This is a genomic window from Bacillus sp. S3, assembly GCF_005154805.1.
Lineage (GTDB): Bacteria > Bacillota > Bacilli > Bacillales > Cytobacillaceae > Neobacillus.
Genome location: NZ_CP039727.1, coordinates 1,466,636 through 1,488,404 on the forward strand (window position 1 = coordinate 1,466,636; position 21,769 = coordinate 1,488,404).

23 protein-coding genes and 1 riboswitch are annotated in these 21,769 nt (G+C 39.3%); of the genes, 10 read left to right on the top strand and 13 right to left on the bottom strand.

Annotated elements, in window-relative coordinates; all coding sequences use genetic code 11:
• Positions 1 to 106 precede the first annotated feature (106 nt).
• Both FAY30_RS06960 and FAY30_RS06965 read right to left on the bottom strand, forming a co-directional pair.
• Positions 107 to 658, bottom strand: a complete 552-nt coding sequence (locus FAY30_RS06960; protein ID WP_149869184.1) for a GNAT family N-acetyltransferase — start codon at positions 656 to 658, stop codon at positions 107 to 109.
• A gap of 112 nt (positions 659 to 770) precedes the next feature.
• Positions 771 to 1,928: a histidine kinase N-terminal domain-containing protein gene (locus tag FAY30_RS06965; RefSeq protein ID WP_149869185.1), complete on the bottom strand. Its 1,158-nt coding sequence runs from the start codon at positions 1,926 to 1,928 to the stop codon at positions 771 to 773.
• Positions 1,929 to 2,162: 234 nt separating this feature from the next.
• A riboswitch (TPP riboswitch) is annotated at positions 2,163 to 2,270 on the top strand.
• Positions 2,271 to 2,344: 74 nt separating this feature from the next.
• Between FAY30_RS06965 and thiT the strand changes: the two genes are divergently transcribed.
• From thiT to FAY30_RS06995, 6 genes are all read left to right on the top strand, one after another.
• Positions 2,345 to 2,932 (top strand): energy-coupled thiamine transporter ThiT, encoded by a 588-nt coding sequence (thiT, locus tag FAY30_RS06970; RefSeq protein ID WP_149869186.1) that lies wholly within the window; start codon positions 2,345 to 2,347, stop codon positions 2,930 to 2,932.
• A gap of 146 nt (positions 2,933 to 3,078) precedes the next feature.
• Positions 3,079 to 3,303 carry a FeoA family protein gene (locus FAY30_RS06975; RefSeq protein WP_149869187.1) on the top strand — a complete coding sequence of 75 codons (225 nt, stop codon included), beginning with the start codon at positions 3,079 to 3,081 and terminating at the stop codon, positions 3,301 to 3,303.
• Entirely contained in the window at positions 3,303 to 5,306 is a 2,004-nt protein-coding gene (gene feoB / locus FAY30_RS06980; RefSeq protein ID WP_149869188.1) for a ferrous iron transport protein B, read from the top strand. Before FAY30_RS06975 ends, feoB begins: the two co-directional genes overlap by 1 nt.
• Before the next feature lie 21 nt (positions 5,307 to 5,327).
• On the top strand, positions 5,328 to 5,483 hold the full coding sequence (locus FAY30_RS06985) for a FeoB-associated Cys-rich membrane protein (protein WP_149869189.1): 156 nt from the start codon (positions 5,328 to 5,330) through the stop codon (positions 5,481 to 5,483).
• 170 nt (positions 5,484 to 5,653) lie between these two features.
• Positions 5,654 to 6,109, top strand: a complete 456-nt coding sequence (locus FAY30_RS06990) for a helix-turn-helix transcriptional regulator (RefSeq protein ID WP_149869190.1) — start codon at positions 5,654 to 5,656, stop codon at positions 6,107 to 6,109.
• A 132-nt stretch (positions 6,110 to 6,241) separates the two neighbouring features.
• Positions 6,242 to 8,299 (top strand): transglycosylase domain-containing protein, encoded by a 2,058-nt coding sequence (locus tag FAY30_RS06995; protein WP_223820917.1) that lies wholly within the window; start codon positions 6,242 to 6,244, stop codon positions 8,297 to 8,299.
• Between the two features lie 437 nt (positions 8,300 to 8,736).
• Here FAY30_RS06995 and FAY30_RS07000 read toward each other — a convergent pair whose 3' ends face one another.
• Positions 8,737 to 9,609, bottom strand: a complete 873-nt coding sequence (locus FAY30_RS07000; RefSeq protein ID WP_223820918.1) for a nuclease-related domain-containing protein — start codon at positions 9,607 to 9,609, stop codon at positions 8,737 to 8,739.
• A 208-nt stretch (positions 9,610 to 9,817) separates the two neighbouring features.
• On the opposite strand from FAY30_RS07000, the gene sigY reads away from it, so the two are divergent.
• From sigY to FAY30_RS07015, 3 genes are read left to right on the top strand one after another with little or no spacing between them, the layout of a single operon-like run.
• Positions 9,818 to 10,375 (top strand): RNA polymerase sigma factor SigY, encoded by a 558-nt coding sequence (gene sigY / locus FAY30_RS07005; RefSeq protein WP_149869191.1) that lies wholly within the window; start codon positions 9,818 to 9,820, stop codon positions 10,373 to 10,375.
• The gene (locus FAY30_RS07010; RefSeq protein ID WP_149869192.1) at positions 10,329 to 10,676 is read left to right on the top strand and encodes a YxlC family protein; all 348 of its coding nucleotides are present in this window, start codon (positions 10,329 to 10,331) and stop codon (positions 10,674 to 10,676) included. The genes sigY and FAY30_RS07010 overlap by 47 nt, the downstream gene beginning before the upstream one ends.
• Positions 10,673 to 10,873 carry a sigma-Y antisigma factor component gene (locus FAY30_RS07015; protein WP_149869193.1) on the top strand — a complete coding sequence of 67 codons (201 nt, stop codon included), beginning with the start codon at positions 10,673 to 10,675 and terminating at the stop codon, positions 10,871 to 10,873. The genes FAY30_RS07010 and FAY30_RS07015 overlap by 4 nt, the downstream gene beginning before the upstream one ends.
• Positions 10,874 to 10,921: 48 nt before the next feature.
• On the opposite strand, the gene FAY30_RS07020 is transcribed toward FAY30_RS07015, so the two are convergent.
• Positions 10,922 to 11,542 (bottom strand): NAD(P)-dependent oxidoreductase, encoded by a 621-nt coding sequence (locus FAY30_RS07020; RefSeq protein ID WP_149869194.1) that lies wholly within the window; start codon positions 11,540 to 11,542, stop codon positions 10,922 to 10,924.
• Positions 11,543 to 11,823: 281 nt separating this feature from the next.
• Between FAY30_RS07020 and fumC the strand changes: the two genes are divergently transcribed.
• Positions 11,824 to 13,203 carry a class II fumarate hydratase gene (gene fumC, locus FAY30_RS07025; RefSeq protein WP_149869195.1) on the top strand — a complete coding sequence of 460 codons (1,380 nt, stop codon included), beginning with the start codon at positions 11,824 to 11,826 and terminating at the stop codon, positions 13,201 to 13,203.
• 80 nt (positions 13,204 to 13,283) lie between these two features.
• Here fumC and FAY30_RS07030 read toward each other — a convergent pair whose 3' ends face one another.
• From FAY30_RS07030 to FAY30_RS07075, 9 genes are all read right to left on the bottom strand, one after another.
• Positions 13,284 to 13,487: an alpha/beta-type small acid-soluble spore protein gene (locus FAY30_RS07030; protein WP_149869196.1), complete on the bottom strand. Its 204-nt coding sequence runs from the start codon at positions 13,485 to 13,487 to the stop codon at positions 13,284 to 13,286.
• A 596-nt stretch (positions 13,488 to 14,083) separates the two neighbouring features.
• Positions 14,084 to 15,196 carry an ABC transporter ATP-binding protein gene (locus FAY30_RS07040; RefSeq protein WP_149869198.1) on the bottom strand — a complete coding sequence of 371 codons (1,113 nt, stop codon included), beginning with the start codon at positions 15,194 to 15,196 and terminating at the stop codon, positions 14,084 to 14,086.
• A 108-nt stretch (positions 15,197 to 15,304) separates the two neighbouring features.
• Positions 15,305 to 16,213, bottom strand: a complete 909-nt coding sequence (locus FAY30_RS07045) for a PucR family transcriptional regulator (RefSeq protein WP_149869199.1) — start codon at positions 16,211 to 16,213, stop codon at positions 15,305 to 15,307.
• A gap of 128 nt (positions 16,214 to 16,341) precedes the next feature.
• Positions 16,342 to 16,533 (bottom strand): hypothetical protein, encoded by a 192-nt coding sequence (locus FAY30_RS07050; RefSeq protein ID WP_149872628.1) that lies wholly within the window; start codon positions 16,531 to 16,533, stop codon positions 16,342 to 16,344.
• A gap of 79 nt (positions 16,534 to 16,612) precedes the next feature.
• Positions 16,613 to 16,822: a YheE family protein gene (locus tag FAY30_RS07055; protein ID WP_149869200.1), complete on the bottom strand. Its 210-nt coding sequence runs from the start codon at positions 16,820 to 16,822 to the stop codon at positions 16,613 to 16,615.
• Between the two features lie 79 nt (positions 16,823 to 16,901).
• Positions 16,902 to 17,948: a YheC/YheD family endospore coat-associated protein gene (locus FAY30_RS07060; RefSeq protein WP_149869201.1), complete on the bottom strand. Its 1,047-nt coding sequence runs from the start codon at positions 17,946 to 17,948 to the stop codon at positions 16,902 to 16,904.
• Positions 17,945 to 19,309, bottom strand: coding sequence for a YheC/YheD family endospore coat-associated protein (locus FAY30_RS07065; RefSeq protein WP_149869202.1), 1,365 nt, complete (start codon positions 19,307 to 19,309; stop codon positions 17,945 to 17,947). The genes FAY30_RS07060 and FAY30_RS07065 overlap by 4 nt, the downstream gene beginning before the upstream one ends.
• Positions 19,287 to 20,390, bottom strand: coding sequence for a YheC/YheD family endospore coat-associated protein (locus FAY30_RS07070; RefSeq protein ID WP_149869203.1), 1,104 nt, complete (start codon positions 20,388 to 20,390; stop codon positions 19,287 to 19,289). Before FAY30_RS07070 ends, FAY30_RS07065 begins: the two co-directional genes overlap by 23 nt.
• The gene (locus tag FAY30_RS07075) at positions 20,387 to 21,769 is read right to left on the bottom strand and encodes a YheC/YheD family endospore coat-associated protein (protein ID WP_149869204.1); all 1,383 of its coding nucleotides are present in this window, start codon (positions 21,767 to 21,769) and stop codon (positions 20,387 to 20,389) included. The genes FAY30_RS07070 and FAY30_RS07075 overlap by 4 nt, the downstream gene beginning before the upstream one ends.

Here is a 21,769-nt window from a genome sequence, read left to right on the forward strand (position 1 = left end):
TCTTTCCATAAGCTGTAATATTATTATTTCAAAAAAAGTTTTGATTAGCAAATAGTGAGGCAATAATATAAAAATGCCGCCAAACTGGCAGCATATCTTCTGATATTTAAATGTGTAAGGAATCCCAATCACGGGCAAGCATGCTATAAACAATTAGATCATGAAACTGACCATTTAATTGTTCCCCATCCCGAATTTTCCCTTCCCTTACAAATCCAAGTCTTTCAGGTATCGCCCGGCTTTTCTTGTTTTTCACGCCGCAGCGAATTTCAATCCGGTTTAATCCTAATTGGAAAAAGGCGTAATTTAGAAAGGCTTGAACGGAACGAGTGATAACTCCATGACCTTCTGCATTTCTAGCAAGATAATAACCAATACTCGCCATACTGTTGTACCAATCAATTTGGTGCAATCCCAAAGAGCCGACAAGGTTACCATTATAAAGAATCCCAACGTTCATACCACTATTTTCAGCAAATTGTGTAAGCCACACCGGAATAATGGTCTCAAATTGATAGAGGGAGGTCATACTATCCACCCATGGCATCCATTCCCGCAAATGTTCTCGATTTTCCTCAACAAGCTGATACAACTTTAAGGCATGATGCCGTTGGAACAATTGAAGCTCAATTTCGTGATCAACTTTTAAAGTAAACATAGGCCCTAATCTCCCGGTAAATTTTTAGTACATCATATGCATCAGAGTGCATTGTCGGGAGATGAAACAAATAAAAAATCCCTGCTTCATAAAAAGTGGGATTTTGCGGTGACTAACTAGAATGTGTTTGGTTATGACCTGCAGGTGTAAAAACAGCAGGAAGATAAATGGAAAAAGTAGTGTTATCATCTGAAGAATCACAGGTTAAATTCCCTTTATGTTTTTCAATTATTTCTTTACAAACAAACAATCCTAGACCTGTCCCGAGTTTTTTAGTTGTAAAAAAGGGTTCAAAAATTGTTTTTTGTAATTCAGCGGGGATCACTGGGCCATTATTGGAAATACTAATTCTAATTTGCTGACTGTTTTCTAAACAGCTCCTAATCTCAATGGTTGGAGCAGAGATTCCATGATGATTCAGAACATCAATTGCATTAAAAATAATATTAATAAAAACCTGTCTGATTTCATCTGCATATCCATTCAATGTAACATCTTCACTTATCTCCTTTATGATTTTTACTTTTCCATCCAAAATACTTGGATAAAGGAAGTTCAGTACTTCATCAATCAGTTTATTTAATCCAAATTGAACTTTTTCCTTCCCAATCAGTTCCTTTTTGGATAACAGTAAGAATTGTGAGATTCGAAAATTAAGCTGATCTAATTCACTTGAAATGATATCCAAATATCTCATGTTTGGAAAATCACCCTTAAGCAATTGAATAAATCCTTGAACAGAAGTCAGTGGATTTCTGAATTCATGAATAAAGCTTGAAGTCATCTGTCCGAGAAGTGTCAAACGATCCTGATGTGTGGAGTCAATAACCATTGTCTTTTCTTCAATAATTTTATTTTTTGCTTCCGAAAAATGGGATACGGCATAGTAAAGAAATTTATCAAAGCAAAAATTGATCATATTGATCGACTCCTGCATTTCGGACCATGATATTCCTGTTTTACTTAAATAGCTGTAAAGAATCGTTCTGCCCAAATTAACATTATAGACGAAGTCCCCAATGTTAATATCGGCCAAAACCCTTTCTTCAGATATTTCTATCGCAATTTTTTCAATTACAGCTAACAGTTCTTGTTTAGATTTTACATGCATGGTAAGGAGCACATCCAATAGTGCTTCCCCGTTTTCGCGTATTTTCATCTGGAAAGGATCTTCCTGGTTGACAACAATAGCTTTCTCCCATTCTTTTACTAACTCTTCTTTATTTTGATTAAAAAAAGCAAGTAAATCCGATTGTTCTCCCGTAAACATGTTGTTTCCCCCTATGGTATAAGAAAAGCGCAAGCGCCCGTAATTCTCGAAGTCGAAAATTTATCTTCCGTTTCATTTTAACAAAACTGGTTACCATGTAAATTCGCTGATGAAGGCAAAAATCCTTTTTTTAATAAAATAATAATAATTTTCCCAATATGATACTTGGCGAAAAAAATAATACCCTTGTAATTACCTTGAAATAGTAGTATATTCTATAGGAAATCAATAGAATACTTCCACAGGGGGAGCTGCTAAAAGGCGGCTGAGAGTGAACGTTAGAGTTCTGACCCTATGAACCTGTTAGTTAACGCTAGCGTAGGGATGTGGTTTGCCGATAATAAAGCAATGCAGACAATCCTTTTCGTCTTGCATTGCTTTTTTGCGTTTCTCTTGTGGAATAGGGGGAAAGAGAAATGAACAAAAAGAGGAGTAACACGCTATTTATAACAGAAATCGCTGTTTTTACAGCACTTGCTTATTTACTTGATTTATTATCAGGATTCCTTATGGCAAGATTTTGGCCGCAGGGTGGGTCTATTTCGATTGCAATGGTTCCGATTTTCCTTATGGCCTACCGCTGGGGAATAAAGGGCGGTTTGTTGACAGGTTTTTTACTGGGATTATTACAGTTTATACTTGGTTTTGCCCAAATTTATACCATTGTTCAAGGGATCATTGATTATTTTGTTGCTTTTACTGTAGTTGGTTTTGCAGGTGTTTTTGCAGGATATATTCAAAAATCTCTTACTGATGGTAAGAAAGGTAAGTGGATGGTATATTCTGTTATTGGAGCTTTATTGGGAAGCTTTCTCCGCTATTTATGTCATGTTGTTTCTGGAATTGTTTTCTTCGGTGAATATGCACCTAAAGGCCAGCCCGTTACAACTTATTCGCTCATATATAATGGGACATATATGCTTCCAAGCTTCATCATAAGTGCGATTATCATCATCCTAGTCATCGGTGCCATGCCAAAGAAAAGTTTCATACAGGGAAAATAAGATGGATGGAAAAAGAAAAGCGGACTGCTTTTCTTTTTTTTTCGAACTTTTGTCACAAAATTTTTATGCTATTATCGTAAAAAAAGTGTTAAAATGACAATATAGAAAGATAATCATTCTCAATTAACATAGATAGGGTGAGATACATGTTCGGTTCTTTAAAAACGGGAGATAAGGGGAAAATTATTGACATTTCTCATGTTGGCCTTCTCGTACAAAGGCGCTTGCTCGACTTAGGGATTACCGAAGGGTCAGAAGTATGCGTGAAATGCGTCATGCCGTTTGGCGGCCCAATTATGATTGAATCTTGCGGGCAATGTGTTGGCATCCGCCGTAAAGAAGCAGTTCAGATTGAAGTGGAGAGAATATAATGGAAATCGCTCTTATTGGAAACCCGAATACAGGAAAAACTTCATTGTTTAATAATCTAACAGGTTCCTATGAGTATGTGGGGAACTGGAGCGGTGTTACAGTTGAAAAGAAGGTTGGCGTATTCAAAAATAATATTGGCCAATTAATTGATTTGCCAGGAGTCTATACACTTAATCCCTTATCAAAGGATGAAGGCGTTGTTACCTCATACTTTTTAAATGAATCCGTTGATCGCTTACTCAATATTTTAGATGCTTCCCAATTAGAACGGAATTTACATTTGACACTGCAGTTGTTAGAGTTTGAGAAACCGGCCCTAATTGGTCTTAATATGATTGATGTCGCAAATAAGCGCGGAATTCAAATCGACGCATCGAAGCTTTCAAGTGTTCTCGGTGTTCCTGTTGTTCCTGTCGTAGCTAGGAGCGGAAAAGGCTGTGATAAGCTTGTTGATGTTATTTCCACCAAGTCCATCCAACCGGCTAAAAAGAACCTCGTTTACTATGGAAAAGAAGTCGAAGAGGCGATAACAGCATTGGCGGGAGAAATGACTAATAAAACCAGTCACTCTCTACGCTTTCTAGCGATTCAATACATTGAAGGAAATGAATTTGTTAAAGATTATGTAAATAGGATTACAGATCAGCAAAGAATCAAGACAATTATTGCCAACTTAGAATCCAAATTACAGAAACTACATGATACAAAATCATTAGCTAATTTTATTTATGGAAAAAGAAAAGAAGTCATTGCTAAAATCGTGGCAGATGTAGCAAGAAAAAGTGATTCGTCCATCCCGTTATCTGAAAAGGTAGATAAAATTGTCACAAATCGCTACCTGGGGATGCCGATTTTTTTGGTGCTTATGTATCTGATGTTTATGCTGACATTTGATTGGCTCGGCACCCCGCTATCTGATGCGTTAGATGGCTTATTAACAGGACCTGTAACAGCTGGATTTGAAAGTGTATTAACAGCCATCAATGCCTCAGCCTTTATCCATGCTTTAATTATTGAAGGATTGGTCGCAGGGGTTGGCGGTGTTCTAGTGTTTGTCCCGCAAATCTTTATTCTGTTCTTCTTTATTTCATTATTAGAGGACTCCGGGTACATGGCTCGCGTAGCGCTGGTTATGGACCGAATTATGGAATCAGTTGGCTTAAATGGCAAAGCGTTTATTCCCATGATGATTGGTTTTGGCTGCAACGTGCCTGGGATCATGGCGGCAAGAACGATTGAAACGCCAAGAGAGCGTTTGTTGACCATTTTGCTAACGCCATTAATGTCATGCTCGGCACGACTGCCGGTTTACGCTTTATTTGTCGGAGCTTTTTTTGCTGGCCATAAAGCATTTATCGTTCTTAGCCTTTATGTTCTGGGAATTGTCGTAGCTTTAATTCTGGCAAAAATCTTTTCTTCTACATTATTAAAATCAGAAGCATCCTTATTTGTAATCGAGCTGCCTCCTTACAGGCTTCCACAGTTTCAATCATTATGGCGAAGCACTTGGGACAAAGGGAAGGGTTTCATAAGAAAAGCGGGAACATTTATCTTTGCCGGATCCGTTTTTATCTGGCTTTTATCTTATGCGGGACCTGATGGGTTAAAAGTAGATATGGATCATAGTTATTTAGCTGCGATTGGAAATGTGATTGCGCCAATCTTTGATCCGATTGGTTTCGGCACTTGGCAGGCTTCCGCCTCATTAATTACCGGATTTCTTGCTAAAGAAGCGATTATCTCAACGATGAATATTATTTATTTCGTTCCGAATGATGCCAGCCTGCAAGGATTATTGGCCGATTATTATACGCCGCTCGCTGCCTACAGCTTTATGGTGTTTATCTTGTTATATATTCCATGCCTGGCAACGGTTGCAACGATCTATAAGGAAACAAGCTCAAAAAAGTGGACAGCTTTTTCAATGGGATATGCTTTCGTGATCGCCTATGTATTGGCTCTGATTATATATCAAGGCGGCAAATTGTTTGGATTGGTTTAAAATAAAAAAGAGGTGGAGCAAATGATTGCCAGTATCATTATCGGTGTTGCAATTTTTGGATACGCCAGCTATGCATTAGTGAAGTTTATTAATAAATCCAAAAAGGGGAAATGCGCAGCCTGCGATTTAAAAAGTTCATGTTCCAGCCAGTGCGGTATTCCCCCACAAGTGAAATAATGGTTTGTAAAAGCTGCTGCCCGGAATCGGATAGCAGCTTTTTTATAACGCATAATTGCGATTACCCCTACGTCTTTGCGATTCGGCTTGTTTTCTTTATTAATAAGATTTGTATGATAAAGAAAAATTGTGTAAAATTACACTAGATGTAATTGAAGGAAGGGCTTATTATGACGAGAGATGAAATTATAATGCAGGTTTCTGAAAAGCTTCGTCTCATCCGGACGGAAGCTGGATATACACAAGATAAAATGGCGGATATTATTGGTGTATCAAAGAAAACGCTCGTACAAATTGAAAAAGGAAGAGTTCAAGCAAATTGGTCGACAGTCGTTTCCATATGTGCCCTTTTTCGTGAAACGGAAACGGTCCAATATTTATTTGGCAGCGAGCCCCTTGAGGTGTTAGAAACGGTTGCCCTAAATGGCATCGACCTGCGTAAAACGAAAACGTTGGGCGGACGGGTTTGGTGGAGAATTGTATCACAGAAAAATGGATTTATCCTTCAACAAAATATTCTCAGCAAACATTTTCGCATCCTAGATGAAAGAAACTATCGAATCTTTAGCAGCTTCGATGAAAAACTATCCAAACAGCGCTTTAAAGAATTGACGAAAAGTGAATAAAACAAAAAATTTAAAAGATGAGGTTCTAGCCGCATCTTTTTTATGAATATATTTCCAAACCGTCATAAAACCTCGACCAAAATCGAAAAATATACCTGTTGCTAGAGATTACAGATAAAGGACGTCATCAAATTGGTATTTAAAGAAAAAATAGTTGGCATTTTTAAGAACTTGAAAAAGTGGCATTTGCTCCAAAGTATCGTGTTATTTATGTTGATTATGATTCTAAGCTTTTTTGGACTTTTATATTATTTTTCAAAAGATGCTGACATATCAGGACTAAAAAATGAGCTTCCCCAGCCCACCGTCTTTTATGATGTTAGCGGGAATGTGGCAAGTAAGGTATCAGCCAATAAAAATGAAGGGGTGCCGATTGGCGATGTTCCTGATTCAATGAAGAATGCGATTATCGCCATCGAGGATCATCGGTTCTACAGCCATAATGGTGTGGATTTAATTGGTACCGCTAGAGCATTGTTCCGCGACCTGAAAGCAGGTGGAATGGTTGAAGGCGGCAGTACCATTACACAGCAATTAACGAAAAATACAATTCTTACTTCAGAAAAGACATTGAAGCGAAAAATGCAGGAAGTCTTTTTGGCGATTGCGGTGGAACGGGAATATACGAAACAGGAAATCTTACAAATGTATTTGAATCAAATTTACTTTGGTAATGGTGCGTATGGAATTAAACAAGCAGCCAGCAAATATTTTGCAAAAGAAGTCAAGGATTTGACTTTAAGCGAATCAGCCTTACTGGCAGGACTGATCAAGGCGCCGTCTGCCCTTAACCCATACGAACATATGGAAGCGGCAACGGAACGGCGAAATCTGGTATTAGCCCAAATGGAGAAGCAAGGAGTTATTTCCAGCGAGCAATTTGAAAAAGCAAAACTGGAAAAAGTAGCCTTAAATGATAAAGGCGGCGATCCCTTTAGGGGGAAATTCCCATACTATGTCGATCAAGTTCTGGATGAGGCAATCCGGGAGTACGGGTTTACTCAGGATGAACTACTAACAGGCGGCTATCAAATTTTTACCGAGCTCGATCCGGCGATGCAAACGGCGATGGAGAGTACGTATACGAATGATACCTTATTTCCAAATGGAGGGGACCCTCTCATACAAAGCGGAGGAGTTTTAATAGATCCGAAATCAGGAGGGATTAGGGCTCTTGTCGGCGGAAGAGGTGAGCATACCTTTAGGGGCTACAATCGCGCCTCTCAATTAAAAGCCCAGCCGGGTTCATCCTTTAAGCCTTTAGCTGTGTACACTCCTGCACTTGAAGAAGGCTGGAAACTAACAGATATGTTGAAGGACGAACAAATGAAGTTCGGGAATTATCAACCTAGCAACTACGACCATCAATACGCTGGTGAAGTACCGATGTATGAAGCAGTAAAGGAATCAAAAAACGTATCTGCTGTGTGGCTCCTTAATGAATTAGGAATTGAAAAAGGAGTCGATGCAGTTAAGCGGTTTGGGATTTCCTTGGAAAAAGAAGATCGTTCTTTATCAATGGCTCTCGGGGGCTTGCATAAAGGTGTGTCCCCATTAGATATGGCTGAGGCTTTCTCGGTATTTCCAAATAATGGTGTACGAGTAGGGGCCCATGTCATTCAAAAAATTGTCGATTCTAATGGCAGAGTTGTTGCAGAATGGAAGGCACAAAAAGAGCGGGTGACCACTAAGGCGGTCACTGATAATATGACAACTATGCTCCTTGGTGTTGTAGAACTGGGTACCGGGAAACCGGCACAAATACCCGGCAGGGAAACAGCGGGGAAAACAGGCTCTACGCAGGTTCCAATTAAGGGCATCAACGGTTTAAAGGATCAATGGTTTGTCGGCTACACACCGCAGTTAGTGGGCGCGTTTTGGGTTGGCTATGATCAGACGGATGCTGAACATTATATAACGCCGGTTAGCGGAACTGGTTCTTCGGTTATTTTCCGCGAAGTCATGAAGGAAGCATTAAAAAGCTCACCAAATCAAAGCTTTAATGTACCGCATATTGCTTCCCTTATTGAGGCGAGAAAAAAGGAACAAGAAAAGAGTAATTTTCAAGAGAAGTTCAACAACGAAGTCCAGAAATGGGAAGAAAAATGGAATAAACAAAAAGAGAAATGGGATAAGAAGAATAAGGATAAGAATAAGAATAAAGGAAAAGGCAAAGATAAAGAGCATTAAGTCTGTAAAAGGGCACGAGAGTAGATCGTGCTCTTTTTTATATGTGGGTTACTTCAATGTTTGGTCCAAAAAAGAGGGTGAACGTAGAAGTAGAGAGGTTCTACTTCAATGTTTGGTCCAAAAAAAAGGGTGAACATAGAAGTAGAGAGGTTCTACTTCAATGTTTGGTCCAAAAAAGAGGGTGAACATAGAAGTAGAGAGGTGCTACTTCTATGTTTGATCCAAAAAAGAGGGTGAACATAGAAGTAGAGAGGTGCTACTTCGTTATTTGAGCCAAAAAAGAGTGGAAACATAGAAATAGAAAGATCCCACGACAATGTTGGGCTAAAAGAGAGCAAGAATCGAAGTAGGAAGGAGATACTCCGACTCTTGCTACAAAATCAATATCCCTCAAGGGAAAATGAAACATTACTCGAAATATAACCACCTGCCAGATCCTAATACTTTAAAGTTTTGATGCAAAATTCTTCTAATACTATTTTCCGTAATTCCCCCCCACACCAATCAAAAACCACACTAGTAGTAATTTTCAAATCCGGAAATAGAAGCTTGAGCTCCTTTACGCATCGCAGTATTGCGGCATCAATACTCTCCGCACAGCCGCAATCATCACAAACAATCTTTCTCCCATTAACAGTAAGGAAAAAAGATGGGCAAGAAAAACAAATCACACCTTTTCTCAGCCCCTTAAACTCATAGCGCGGAACCCGAGGATAAGGGGATTCAACTTGATGCATGGAAACTAATAGATCTGCGAGTTTTTTATGTTTTCCGTTAACCTTCCCGGTCCACGAATTTAATTTTTTCATTAGGGCATTAACTTGTGTGGGATGAACGATAGGCTTATTTTTAGGTGCTTGATAAAGGGTAAATTCGGGGTTGATAAACACTAGGCGTGATTCTACAGGCAGCTTAAAACCATATTTTTGGAGCAATTGAAGGAGCAGGGATTCACATCGTTGTAATTGGGCAATCGGATTATTTGTTAACTTCCCCGCCTGGTAGTAAAATTCACCGTTTTCATAATAATAATCTCCTTCCAAATTTTTTACATCAAAAAGGTACAATTTATCTTGTATGAGCAACGAATCAATCTGGAACTTCGATTTATTTAACTCAAGAAGCAAATCATTTAAAATTAAACAATCACTTTCCAATTTTTCTGTTAAAGAATCAAACTTCATCTCTCCTTCAAAGCCCTTTTTCAAATACAAAAAGTTTCTTTTATCTTCCTCGGGTAATTTCATTCTTGGGTCTAAGATTCTTAATATCGTTAGTTCTTCTCGTTCCGTCCGCGACTTATAAGCCATAAAGCACAACCTTTCTTTTTTTCTGATAAATCCAGTTCAATTTTATAAAAAAATAATCGTTTAAACGAAGAATTGTATGGACAATTATTGACAATTATCAAAAAAAACTCGAAGCTAAACTATAGAATGAACGATTCTGCGTTTCATGCGTCTAACAAATATATAGAGATAAGCAGGGATGATGGGGGAAAGAGAGGGCTATTGCCGAATGGATGCATTGATTAAAAATGCGAAAAAAGGGGATCATCTTGCATTTGCCATGCTGTTTAAAGAAAACTATCCATTCCTTGTAAAATATTTAATGAAAATTACAATGAATCCCGATACAGCAGAAGAATTAGCACAAGAGACAATGGCGAAATGTATTCAAAAGATTCACCTGTATAATGGTCAAAGTAAATTTTCTACATGGCTCGTTTCAATCGCGACCAATACATACATTGACCAATGCCGTAAAAAGAAGCGGGAGAAAACCTGGCAGGGACAAGAAGAGGTATACCGTAAGCTGAAATGGCATTTTGAAAGCAGGAATGAGGAATGGAATGATACCCTTGAGGCACTAGGGAAGCTGCCGGAGGATGTCCGGGTCCCGATCATTTTGAAGCACTATTATGGTTATTCCTACGAAGAAATTGGAGAATGGATGAAGATTTCTCCCGGAACAGTTAAATCACGGGTGCATAACGGAATAAAGTCAGTCAGAAGGGAGCTGAAGCTGGGTGAAGAAACAGAAAGTCATCATACTGAACAGCGAACAACAAAATAAACAAGACTTTGATGCAATTCACGAGCTGCAAGAGGGATTAGAGAAAATCGATCAATTTCCTGTCTATACGCCCAATTTACAATGGTTTGAACAAATGGTGATCCAAGAGCAGCATAACAAAAGGAAAAAATTAATTAAAGATTTATCAGTCTTTTTTACAATTGCGTTCATCATTTTAAGTGGACTGATTGTATCCCTGTATCAAATGCCGGCTATTTTTATCCTTGTGCAAATTATCACCACCGTCTTCATCGTGGTATACACAAGTGCTCGGCTCGTGAAGAGGGCGAAGCAAATATGAAACAAGAGCTTTCGTTAACCACTATTATTGTCGTTGTCGTCATTTTATTATGTCAAAGCATCTATTTATTTATGGATGCAAGGAAACGTAATCATAATTATTGGCTCTGGGGAATTGTTGGCTTGATTCAAGCCCCCATGCCAACACTTTTTTACCTAATTTTTGTCCGAAAAATATTTCAAAGAAAGCGGAAATAAAAAGCAACTGGCACTCTTTTAAGGAGTGCCAGTTCCTCTTTTTAAAGGCTAGTATGTAAGCCCGACACGTGCTCCAATAAATTCATCACTAAAAAGCTGTTGAAACGCGAAATCTCCGGTGTCATAAATCGAAATAGATGAAGGATTTTCAGGTAAAACATCCTTTTCATATCGATATGTGCCAATTCTTTCACCTATTGGCAAATAAGTCGGACAAACAACGGTCCAATCAAGTCCGGATTCCTTTAATAACAAGTAGGCCTTTAAATGTTCCTCAGCATCCTTTGTGCTTTTTCGCTTGGATTCTGCCGATTGAAAACGATATAAATGCGGCGCGGAACGGGCCTGCAGTATTCCGGCTGTGCCAATCGCAATTATTCGCCTGATGCCATTTTCCTTCATGTGTTTAATAATGAAGGGCATAGATTCGGAAAGGGTTGAACCGCCATCCGTATTTAAAGCGGATATGACCGCATCAGTACCTGTAATGGATTCCGCAATTACGGCTTGATTCAAGACATTTCCTTCAATCACAGTAAGACCTGAAGCTTCAAGATTCAGTTTACTACTATCCCGCACAACAGCTTGGACAGAAAAATGATGGTCCAATGCATTTTTTAGAATGACCGAACCCACTCTTCCAGTCGCACCGAAAAGACAAATGTTCACAAAAAATTCACTCCTTATTTACGAAAGTGTAATTTCTATCACTTGGTACCCTGACCTCTTATGATAAGTTAAACATGATATTTAATTTAAATGGGGTGGATGTATATGTCAGATTACTCAGTTGTATTGGCCATCGGCAGTTTTTTAATCCTTTCTTATTATATCGGATATACTATTTATAGCGCATAGGCTGCAGACAAAATGTCTGCAGTTTTTTTAATAAAATGGATAGATTTGGGTATATATATGGAAGGAGTATGAATTTGTGAGGTGGAATCCACGTGGAAAATGTTCGAATTGAAAAAGACACGCTTGGTGAGGTTCAGGTGCCTGCGGACAAGTTTTGGGGGGCACAGACACAGCGGAGCAAGGAAAATTTCAAAATTGGCACGGAAAAAATGCCCTTGGAGCTTGTTTATGGCTTAGCTTATATTAAAAAAGCGGCTGCCGCAGTGAATTTTCAATTAGGCAAGCTAAGTGAAGCTAAAATGAAGGCGATTCAAACCATTTGTGATGCTATTCATCATGGAGACTTGGATGAGCATTTTCCTTTAGTCGTTTGGCAGACGGGCAGCGGCACGCAAACCAATATGAATGTGAATGAAGTGGTTGCCAATCGGGCTAACGAATTATTAAAAACACAAAACAGCACAGAAAAAATTCACCCGAATGATGATGTCAATATGTCGCAAAGCTCCAACGACACCTTCCCTACTGCTATGCATATTGCGGCCTATTTAAAGATTACTGAAACTTTAACTCCAGCGATCCAAAAACTAAAAACCACCCTGCGGGAAAAAGAAAAAGCATTCGCGCAAATTGTGAAAATTGGCCGAACGCATTTACAGGATGCCACCCCGTTAACACTGGGACAAGAGATCAGCGGCTGGCGGGCGATGCTTGAAAAGGACGAAAGAATGATCAAGGAAGCAAGTGATTATCTACTTGATCTGGCCATTGGCGGAACGGCGGTAGGCACGGGAATCAATGCAGATCCTAAGTTTGGTGAAAAAGTTGCTATGGAACTTTCAACCCTAACCGGTTATCCTTTCCGCTCTTCAGAAAACAAATTTCATGCATTAACAAGTCATGATGAAATTGTCTATGTTCACGGGGCCTTAAAAGCACTGGCTGCTGATCTTATGAAAATTGCCAATGATGTCCGCTGGCTCGCTAGCGGCCCGAGAAGCGGCATTGGCGAACTAACGATTCCTGCAAATGAGCCGGGCAGCTCGATTATGCCGGGGAAGGTTAATCCCACTCAAAGCGAGGCCTTAACAATGGCCGCCTGCCAAGTATTTGGCAATGATGCCACGATTGGTTTTGCGGCCAGTCAAGGAAATTTCGAATTGAATGTCTTTAAACCAGTGATCATTTATAATTTGATCCAATCAATCAGGCTCCTTGCTGATGGGATGAACTCCTTTAATCACAATTGCGTAGTCGGTCTTGAAGCAAATGTCGAAATCATTAAAGACCATGTGGAACGGTCATTGATGCTTGTTACAGCGCTAAACCCTCAGATCGGTTATGAAAAAGCCGCGGAAATTGCCAAGCTGGCCTTTAAAGAAAATAGCACACTGAAAGAAGCAGCCCTGAAAACAGGTTATGTCACCGAGGAGCAATTCACCGAATGGATGAAGCCTGAAAAAATGGTATAAAACACAACATGAAAGCCCCCTCCGATAAAGGAGGGGGCTAAGGCCATATTATGAATTTGTTAAAAAGAGTTTGCTAAAAATTAGCGTTGGAACCCGCCCATTTGAGATTCTGCCATTTGCACAAGACGCTTTGTAATTTCTCCACCGACAGAACCGTTTGCACGTGAAGTCGTATCTGCTCCAAGGTTTACACCAAATTCTGAAGCAATTTCATACTTCATTTGATCAAGTGCTTGTTGAACGCCTGGTACTAAAAGTTGATTAGAGTTGTTGTTACTAGCCATGTTGAATAACACTCCTCTTAATAAGTTTGGGGTCAGTATGGAATTGAACCATATGAATGCCTCCTAGGCCTAACCCATATTATTATGGTTTCCTTTTAGTAAGATTGGTTGGATGATCCGGAGTTGCACCGGTTATGACCCTTGACTGGTTTCATCCATCGTTGTAATGGTTTGTTGCTTTGTTGTTGCTTTGTAATCTTTATTATGAATCATTCTTAAAGTTCTATTCGAAAATCAACTTGGTAGTTTATTCCACTACATAGGGGGTGTATATTAACATAAACTAAGCTTATCTTCTAAATAAAAGGGTGAATTGTATGGCGATATGTCCAGTCTGCAATGGTTTAAGAGAGCTCTACTTAATGTGCACAAATTGCGGGGAACCTATGATGGAAAGCGGCAGGCTTATGGATTTTTATGATGATTATAGTCCGTATATGGAGATAAATTTAATGAAGATGGAGGACGGGTATCCGGATACAAATTCCGGCGAAAAGTGCCCCCATTTATACAGGTGTCCTGCATGCCATTCGGATGAAGTCATTTTTATAAAAGAATAATCCCCGTTAAAGGACTAACGGGGATATCAGGCATAATTATTTATCGTTAAGTGTTCTAATCCTTGATTCTGTGTCAGCATCAAAGAAATGAGCTTTATTTAAGTCAAATGCAAGGTCCACGGAATCACCAGGATGGACATCTGCGCGTGAATCAAGGCGGGCAACGAAATCCTGGCCTCCAACACTAGAATATACCATTAATTCTGCACCTGTTAATTCGGCAACATCTATAGTAGCTTTAATCTTCGTTCCTGCAGATGCTTCAATAAATAGCGGCTCATCATGAATATCTTCCGGACGAACTCCAAGGATAATTGGTTTTCCAACATAGCCTTGTTCGCGAAGAAATTTCATTTTGCCTTCTGGAACGGCTATCGTGGTTTCTCCGACCACGAATTTCCCATCTTCGAGTTTGCCATTAAAGAAGTTCATTGCTGGAGAACCGATAAAGCCGCCAACGAAGACATTTTCCGGCTTTTCATATACTTCTTTCGGTGAACCAACCTGTTGAATGATTCCATCTTTCATAACAACCAATCGTGTTGCCATTGTCATCGCTTCTGTTTGGTCGTGTGTTACATAAATAGTAGTTGTATCCAGACGGCGGTGAAGCTTGGCAATTTCAGCGCGCATTGCTACACGAAGCTTTGCATCAAGGTTTGATAATGGTTCGTCCATTAAAAATACTTTTGCATCTCGGACAATTGCACGTCCTAATGCAACACGCTGGCGCTGACCACCTGAAAGGGCTTTTGGTTTACGAGTTAAGTAAGCTTCTAAGCCTAGGATTTTTGCTGCTTCTTTCACACGGCGGTCAATTTCATCCTTAGGAAATTTACGAAGCTTTAAGCCGAATGCCATGTTATCGTAAACAGTCATATGTGGATAAAGGGCGTAGTTTTGGAAAACCATTGCAATGTCGCGATCTTTTGGCGCCACATCATTGACCCTTTTTCCATCAATGTAAAAATCACCCTTAGAAATATCTTCTAGACCGGCAATCATTCGAAGTGTAGTCGATTTACCGCAGCCAGACGGACCAACGAACACGATAAATTCCTTATCTTCAATATGTAAATTGAAGTCTTGCACTGCCGTTACTTTATTGTCATATATTTTATAAATATGATCTAATTTTAATTCAGCCATTTGTAATTCCTCCCCTGAGTAACTTGTTACGTTAAGTTTACAGGGATTAGCCGAAAATCAATATGGACAGGTTGCACAAAGATTGAAAACGCTTTTTTGGGCATATTGTCATTTCCGTTGATTTTGGTCAAAAAGCAGACAAGCTAAAAAGACAGTAAATGCACCATAAAAGTCCTTTAACCCAATACCTGTCTTCTCGGTAAATTTATCAATCCGGTATTGTAGTGTGTTTCGGTGAATATACAATTTTTTGGCTGTCATACTGGCATTCAAGTTATTTTCAAGAAATACCTTAATCGTCGCAAACATTTCCGGGTCTTCATGGAATAACCCGTCAATGTCAATGCTTGCCCTTGCGCTTAAATCCGCTGGCAAATGATAGGCTAAAAAGGCAGGAAAAACCCGTTCAAATGTAAATATTGTTGAATTATTAAGCTTCGTAATTGCAAAAGAAAAGTATTCTTTTTCCAAGTGAAAAATAGAACGAAGTTGCTCTGAAAGCAGATTTAACTTTCCAATAAAAAAAGATACTTTAACATAAAAGTCACTTTCTAGCGTTTCAGACATCGAAATTAATTCTTCTTCTGATAGAGAAATCTGTTTTTTCTCTTCAATGACAATTCCTCGATTTCCATTTTCCCAAATAATGATAACATCTTCCGTAAAAAATCCTTTTAAGGCAGATTCAATTTCGGCTTGATTTGCATTATCACCGTTAATATGAAACTGGATCAAGCGGATATATGTATCCAATTGGGAATGCGGGGAAGGGGCCTTTCCATGCAAAAAATCGTACCAGTTCTTTGCGGCAGGAGTGACGCTGGTATGGTTAGTTTCATCCAATCTGTATAGTGCTTTTAGCAAATTAACTTCTTTATCACTGACTTCCGTTTTGGGAATACCAATCCATTCATCCTCTGTATCGCTTGAAAAATAGTAATATTGCTCTGAACGCTTATTGGGGCGACTGGAAAATAAGATGGAATCTTCATATAATGATAATAATTTTCTAAGCATAGTTCATTTCCCCATTATCAAAAAATTTACCTTACGATTTAAGTTTTATTATACCAATAGTCGCTGCAGGGAAAGAAATAAAAAAGGCTGCCCTGCGTCAGGACAGCCAGTATTAATGGTAGAAGGCATTAATCGCACTCATATGGCGGTTGTTCTTCAACAAGATCTCGTGCTTCTTCAATATTTGTCGTATCATGACGGGCATGTACAGAGCCGCCGGACATCCCCTCATTAATCATGCGATCAATATCCAAGTAGACCATATCCTTGCCCTCGAAAGCAGGCCCTTCATTCGTCAGTTTTTCTTTACCTTTTTCCATGACCATCCCATCCTTTCCCGTTTTTCACTTTTATTTTACGGAAAGGAGGAGTTTTCATGCATGGTGAGTTGAATAAAAATTACTCGTATACATGGTAAAGCATTAATTCATGGATTTGGCTTGTCAAAGCTTCAAAATCTTCTTGTTCAGGAGTATTTTTTGTCCATTCAATTTTTCCCGTTTGATGGTAGACCCCTGTATACCTTTGCTTCTTGTGGTAAAAGGAAAAATTCCAGCCTGGAATATTTTTATTTTCAAATAATGGCTTGAATTGAAAGTGCATCAGCATCTGTCAAATCCCCTTTCTTTTCAATCAGGTATACTTATAGCTTACATTGAATGGGGTATTATTTAAATACAATTTTCAATCATTTCTGAGTTTCTGTTAACTGAAGAAATAAACGGCATAACTGCTCGATTTTTCTTTCCTCAATTTCTGTTTCATCAAAGCTCATTGGTTTCGAATTGACTTCGTAGATATAATATCTGCCAGTTTTACTAACACCGGCATCGATAGAAAATTCCCCAAAAAAGCCCAGTTTGGCTGATAATGCCTTTCCTACGTGTGGGACAATGGCTTGCATAAATTGATCATGCTCGGTTGTTTGCAACATATGATAGGGAAGGAGTCTGCCGCCGGCGGGAATATGGGTAGTGATCCCCTGCTTATGGGATTGCCTAATGCCAACACCAGTTATCACAAAATCATCTTCTTCGGCATGAGCGAGGATACGAAAGTCAAAACGATGACCAGCGTACTCTTCTGATTCTATTCCTTCTTGTGCCAAATAGTTTTTTTCAAGCAGCTCCTTGTTCCAGCTCTTCCAAAAAAGTTTAAAAGATGGAAAACTCTCCTTGTGTTTTATTCCTTCAAGTTCAATTCGCCCAGGACCCTTTATACTTAAACGAAAGATTCCCTTTCCCTTTGAAGAATACCGCGGCTTTAAGTACAGCACATTGAAGTTCTTTAAAAATGAAAACAATTTCTCCTGATCCTTGGCAAGAATGGTTTGCGGCAAATATTGCTGAAGGGGATCATGATTTTTCAGTAATAGATACAGCTCATACTTATCGATAAAACAAGGGTTAAAGAAGGGGATGTTCCTTTCTTTTAATAAAGAAAATAAATATTGGCTTGATTCTGCCTGCTCTGATTTCTGAAAAGGGATCCGATTGTAAACGAGGTCCGGATACCGGAATCGTTTCTTGAACCAGCATTTGTCATCAGGTGAAAACTGATAGCCAATAATAGAATCCTTCTCTATTTCTTCTGGAATGAAGACAAAGCTTATTCCGTTTAATGAAATAAGCCTTTTTTGCAATTCGATAAAAAGAGGGCCGTTACCGGCAAGTGCCCCGTTTGCCTTGCGGGATGTTAAAATGCCAATCAGCGGTGATGGGTAATTTTTTTTCATTTAAATAGTTCCTCAGGATGTAATAGAGCTTGCTCGGTAAGAAAAACAGCAAATGCAATCGATAATTTGCGAGTCAGGTAATCAAATTCCTTTAATTCCGGATGGCTAAAAATAGACCTGCCTGGTTTGGAATTGGCTTCAAACAGCCATACATCACCATTCCTGTCGATGCCTAAATCAAAGCCAATTTCGCCAATAATGCCTTCAACATGGGCATCAAGGGCCGTACTTAACAGCAGTGCTGCTTGCGACAGCTTTTCAGTGAATGCATCACCTTCTTCTTTTGAAAAAATCTCGCTGATGGTTTTAATATCTCCACCGCTTCTTGCGTGGGTTGTGACACTGCCTTGACCGGCTATTTTCGCTGCCATTGCAGTTACATGCCATTTTCCATGTTCGTCTTTATTCGTATGGACACGAAAATCGACAGATCGAGTCTCATTTCTGAGCAAGTGAATTCCTTGCTGCACAATCATTTTTTCAAGTGATTGATTAGCAAATACCGATTGGAACAATCGCTCTAGACTGGAATATTTCCTCAAGCGATTGACTCCTGTTTCGTCTTGATAGCGAATATAATAATCGTCCGTATTTTTGTCATATATGATCTGATGAACACCCAGTCCGAGGCTGCCGTTTTTTGGCTTAATAAAAATATGGCCATATTTGGAGAGCAACGTTTCTAGTGAGGAAAAGGATGTAAACGGATAGGTCTCAGGGAGATACATCGTCACCGATGCATCCTGCTGCAGTCGTTCATAAATATCCAGTTTATTGAAAAATCCGGGATTATACCAAGGGATAAGATATTCCTTTTGCAGCCGTTCCCTTACCTTGATAAGTTTAGGATTCCCTTCGCTTTTCCGATTTGGCAGCCGGTCGTAAATGACATTTGGAAAGGGAACCTCCACAGTTTGCCATCCATGGTCATGAAAAAAATACCCCGCAATGGTTCCCTGCTCCCAGTCAATATGCTGTTCTCCAAAGACAAAGGGAAGGGCTCCGACCGTTTTATTTACAGAAAGCAATTTTGAAAAGAATACTGTCCGCTCACCGATCGGCTGCTGGGAAAAAGGTGTAAATCCAGCGGTGAAAATTCCAACGAGAGGGCCAATATAAAGAATTTCATTTTCCAAAAAGGTATGCAATGGGAGTTTGAAATGTGGAAACTGTATCCCCTCTTGAATTTTTCTGCTGATTACAATCCTGTCATTATGATCGGGATGGGGAAGAAATTCTACTTCCATAGATTTTGAACCAAAGGCAACCCTTTTGATTTGTTTATCACGAATGACGTCCGGAGGACAAAAAACAATTAATTGATCGTTTTGAACAACCTCAATGAGATAATGTTTTCTCATAAACGTTCTTCCTTTCCATTTGCTCCGTCTGAGAAAGGTATTTTCCGTAAAGGAGGGGGGCAAGAATTAGAGTTTTCTGTATGTCTGGACGGGTGTGTAACAGGACCTTTCTACCCGGTTTGGAGTTGATGTCGAGAATCCAAATCGAACCATTTTTAGCAATTCCGATGTCAACACCAATTTCAAATAATGGCATAAACTCTTTTTCAAGAATTTCCGGGAGCTGACTAAGAATATAATCTAATTCCTGGCGAATATATTCTCCCTTTGCAGGTGGAAGGGAAGAGGCCCATTCTGAAAAGCTGATGACAGAACCGCCGGCACTCAAGTTTGATAAAATTCCGCCCGTGTTCCCGGTACGAATCCCTCTGCCGCGTTCACCCCAAACCCCCGTTGCATTTTTCTGCAGGAGAATGCGGATATCGAACGGCTGTTGGTCATTATTCGACAGTTCCAGGTAGGGCTGTAAAAGATAGCCGCGCTGTTTCAATATAGTTCTCAGCCATTGAATGAGCTTGGCCTCATTAGGAAAAATTCGTGAAATAATTTGTTTTTGCTTTTCTGTTTTAACATGAAAGGTTTTGTCGTTTTTCTTTACGTAATAAATGCCATATCCTTGTGAACCGTTAATTGGTTTTAAAATTACCTTTTTCTTAGCGGAAAGTTCATTTAAAACAAGGGCTGGCTCGGTAACTAACAGAGAGACCGGTAAATAGGAGGATAAGACTGTGTTTTTGATTGCATGATATAATTCAAGTTTATTAGGCAGGCCGTAACCTAAAAAGGTAATATCCTTTCTGCTCTTAAGCCATGAGACAATCGGGAGGCATTGCTTCGAATGTTCATCATCTCCGTAAAAACAGCGGTCGTAAATAATCGTAGGAATCGGTAAGTCTTTGTCCTGCCAGGACTTTGTTTTGACATCAAACTTTCGCCCTTTTACCTGAAGGGTATGAGGGTTTATATCGGATGGAATAAATCGAAAGACTTCCATCTCACATGATTCAGCCAGGTTTGCCATTTCGTTTATATATAAATTTTCACTTTCCATATTTAATGTCATAATGCCAAATGTAATCATTCATAGTCCTCCTTTTCTATCGCAGAATCAAATGCCAGGATCGTACAAAATTGTATAATAGCTTTTGCTGACGGTCTTATTTTTCCTAAACCATCCTCGAAGTTTTTGGAAGGTTTAGAATTCACCTCGATTAACCAAGGTTTTCCTTCATAATCAATACCAATGTCGATGCCGAGCTCTCCCGTTATTCCTTCGGATTGGCGGCTAATCACCGCAGCGGTTTCCAGTGCTAATTCCTTAATGAGGGCCAGTGCTTCTGAAGATTGCTTTGGACTCATGCAAGTTCGTAAGGCATTCAGCGGACGTGTAATGGTTCCGCCTCGTGCTAGATTTGAAACAAACTCAGTTTCGGCGGCAATCCTTGCAACAGTTGAGGTTACTGCCCAATGATGCATGTGAGTTTTATGACATAAAACTCTGAAATCTATGGCTTTACATTCATTCGTCATAAATGAAATGCCTTGCTGAATGATGTAGATTCGATTATGAATGAGCGGTTTGATTTGTTGATACATTTCATCCAGAGAAAACAATTGATTAAATTTGTCAGACACGGTTGTTAATGAAGTTTGGAATGAGTAATGGCGGTCCGATTCCTTCTTCAATTTGAAAATGTTTCTCCCCTGACTGCCATGTATCGGTTTTAGAAAGATCGTTTGATATTTTTCGGCAAAATCATAAAGATGTTCCTTTGAAAATATTTTTGTTTCAGGTATATAGGAATGAAGTTGGTTTTCATCCTTTAACTTCTCATACACTTCCCATTTTGAAAGAAAGCGGTCATTAAAAAATGGAATGACCAGCTGGTCAAGTTTTTGACGAAACTTCTTGAAGAGCTCTGTTTGTTCGAGTTTTCGAGAATGAATCCGGTTGTAGATGACATTAGGCAAGGGAAGCTCTGCCGGAATCCATTTTTCATTTTTTAGGTAATAACCTAGACTAGGAAATTGATCGTGTGAAAAAACGTAAAAAAAGCCGCCCAGTTCAGTTATGCCGTGATGGAGCTCCTCACAAAATAAATGAATGGTGCGAAAGTGCGGCTCCTCAATTTTAGTCGATGGAATGTCGGTTAATAATCCAATCACTGGACCCAGCTTAAGGGTGTGACTTTCTTGGAAAACCACTGCATGAAAGGTATGGTTTTGAATCGGAAGATTGCACTCTATCAGCATATGTTCCGGAATGTGAATCTCGTTGGCAGGAATGTTACTTGTTTGCACATGTGCAGTAATCGTCTTTTTCCCTATCGTAAGGTGTAACTCACGGTTCTTTTGTAAGTGTAAATGGCTGACTAATTGATTGGACATTTGGATATGGCGTTCATCCTGATAAGCCCGTTTGTTAGGCATTAGTTTAATGGGGGTTAATGAAAATGACAT

Bases quoted from the DNA above. Each gene is read 5' to 3' on its own strand.
- FAY30_RS06990 (WP_149869190.1), top strand. From the start codon at position 5,654: ATGACGAGAGATGAAATTATAATGCAGGTTTCTGAAAAGCTTCGTCTC.
- thiT (WP_149869186.1), top strand. From the start codon at position 2,345: ATGAACAAAAAGAGGAGTAACACGCTATTTATAACAGAAATCGCTGTT.
- FAY30_RS07065 (WP_149869202.1), bottom strand. From the start codon at position 19,309: ATGAGAAAACATTATCTCATTGAGGTTGTTCAAAACGATCAATTAATT.
- feoB (WP_149869188.1), top strand. From the start codon at position 3,303: ATGGAAATCGCTCTTATTGGAAACCCGAATACAGGAAAAACTTCATTG.
- FAY30_RS07015 (WP_149869193.1), top strand. From the start codon at position 10,673: ATGAAACAAGAGCTTTCGTTAACCACTATTATTGTCGTTGTCGTCATT.
- FAY30_RS07050 (WP_149872628.1), bottom strand. From the start codon at position 16,533: ATGGAAAAAGGTAAAGAAAAACTGACGAATGAAGGGCCTGCTTTCGAG.
- FAY30_RS06965 (WP_149869185.1), bottom strand. From the start codon at position 1,928: ATGTTTACGGGAGAACAATCGGATTTACTTGCTTTTTTTAATCAAAAT.
- FAY30_RS07060 (WP_149869201.1), bottom strand. From the start codon at position 17,948: ATGAAAAAAAATTACCCATCACCGCTGATTGGCATTTTAACATCCCGC.
- FAY30_RS07055 (WP_149869200.1), bottom strand. From the start codon at position 16,822: ATGCTGATGCACTTTCAATTCAAGCCATTATTTGAAAATAAAAATATT.
- FAY30_RS07040 (WP_149869198.1), bottom strand. From the start codon at position 15,196: ATGGCTGAATTAAAATTAGATCATATTTATAAAATATATGACAATAAA.
- FAY30_RS06975 (WP_149869187.1), top strand. From the start codon at position 3,079: ATGTTCGGTTCTTTAAAAACGGGAGATAAGGGGAAAATTATTGACATT.
- FAY30_RS06985 (WP_149869189.1), top strand. From the start codon at position 5,328: ATGATTGCCAGTATCATTATCGGTGTTGCAATTTTTGGATACGCCAGC.
- FAY30_RS07000 (WP_223820918.1), bottom strand. From the start codon at position 9,609: ATGGCTTATAAGTCGCGGACGGAACGAGAAGAACTAACGATATTAAGA.
- FAY30_RS07045 (WP_149869199.1), bottom strand. From the start codon at position 16,213: ATGCTTAGAAAATTATTATCATTATATGAAGATTCCATCTTATTTTCC.
- FAY30_RS07075 (WP_149869204.1), bottom strand. From the start codon at position 21,769: ATGTCATTTTCATTAACCCCCATTAAACTAATGCCTAACAAACGGGCT.
- FAY30_RS07030 (WP_149869196.1), bottom strand. From the start codon at position 13,487: ATGGCTAGTAACAACAACTCTAATCAACTTTTAGTACCAGGCGTTCAA.
- FAY30_RS06960 (WP_149869184.1), bottom strand. From the start codon at position 658: ATGTTTACTTTAAAAGTTGATCACGAAATTGAGCTTCAATTGTTCCAA.
- FAY30_RS07070 (WP_149869203.1), bottom strand. From the start codon at position 20,390: ATGATTACATTTGGCATTATGACATTAAATATGGAAAGTGAAAATTTA.
- sigY (WP_149869191.1), top strand. From the start codon at position 9,818: ATGGATGCATTGATTAAAAATGCGAAAAAAGGGGATCATCTTGCATTT.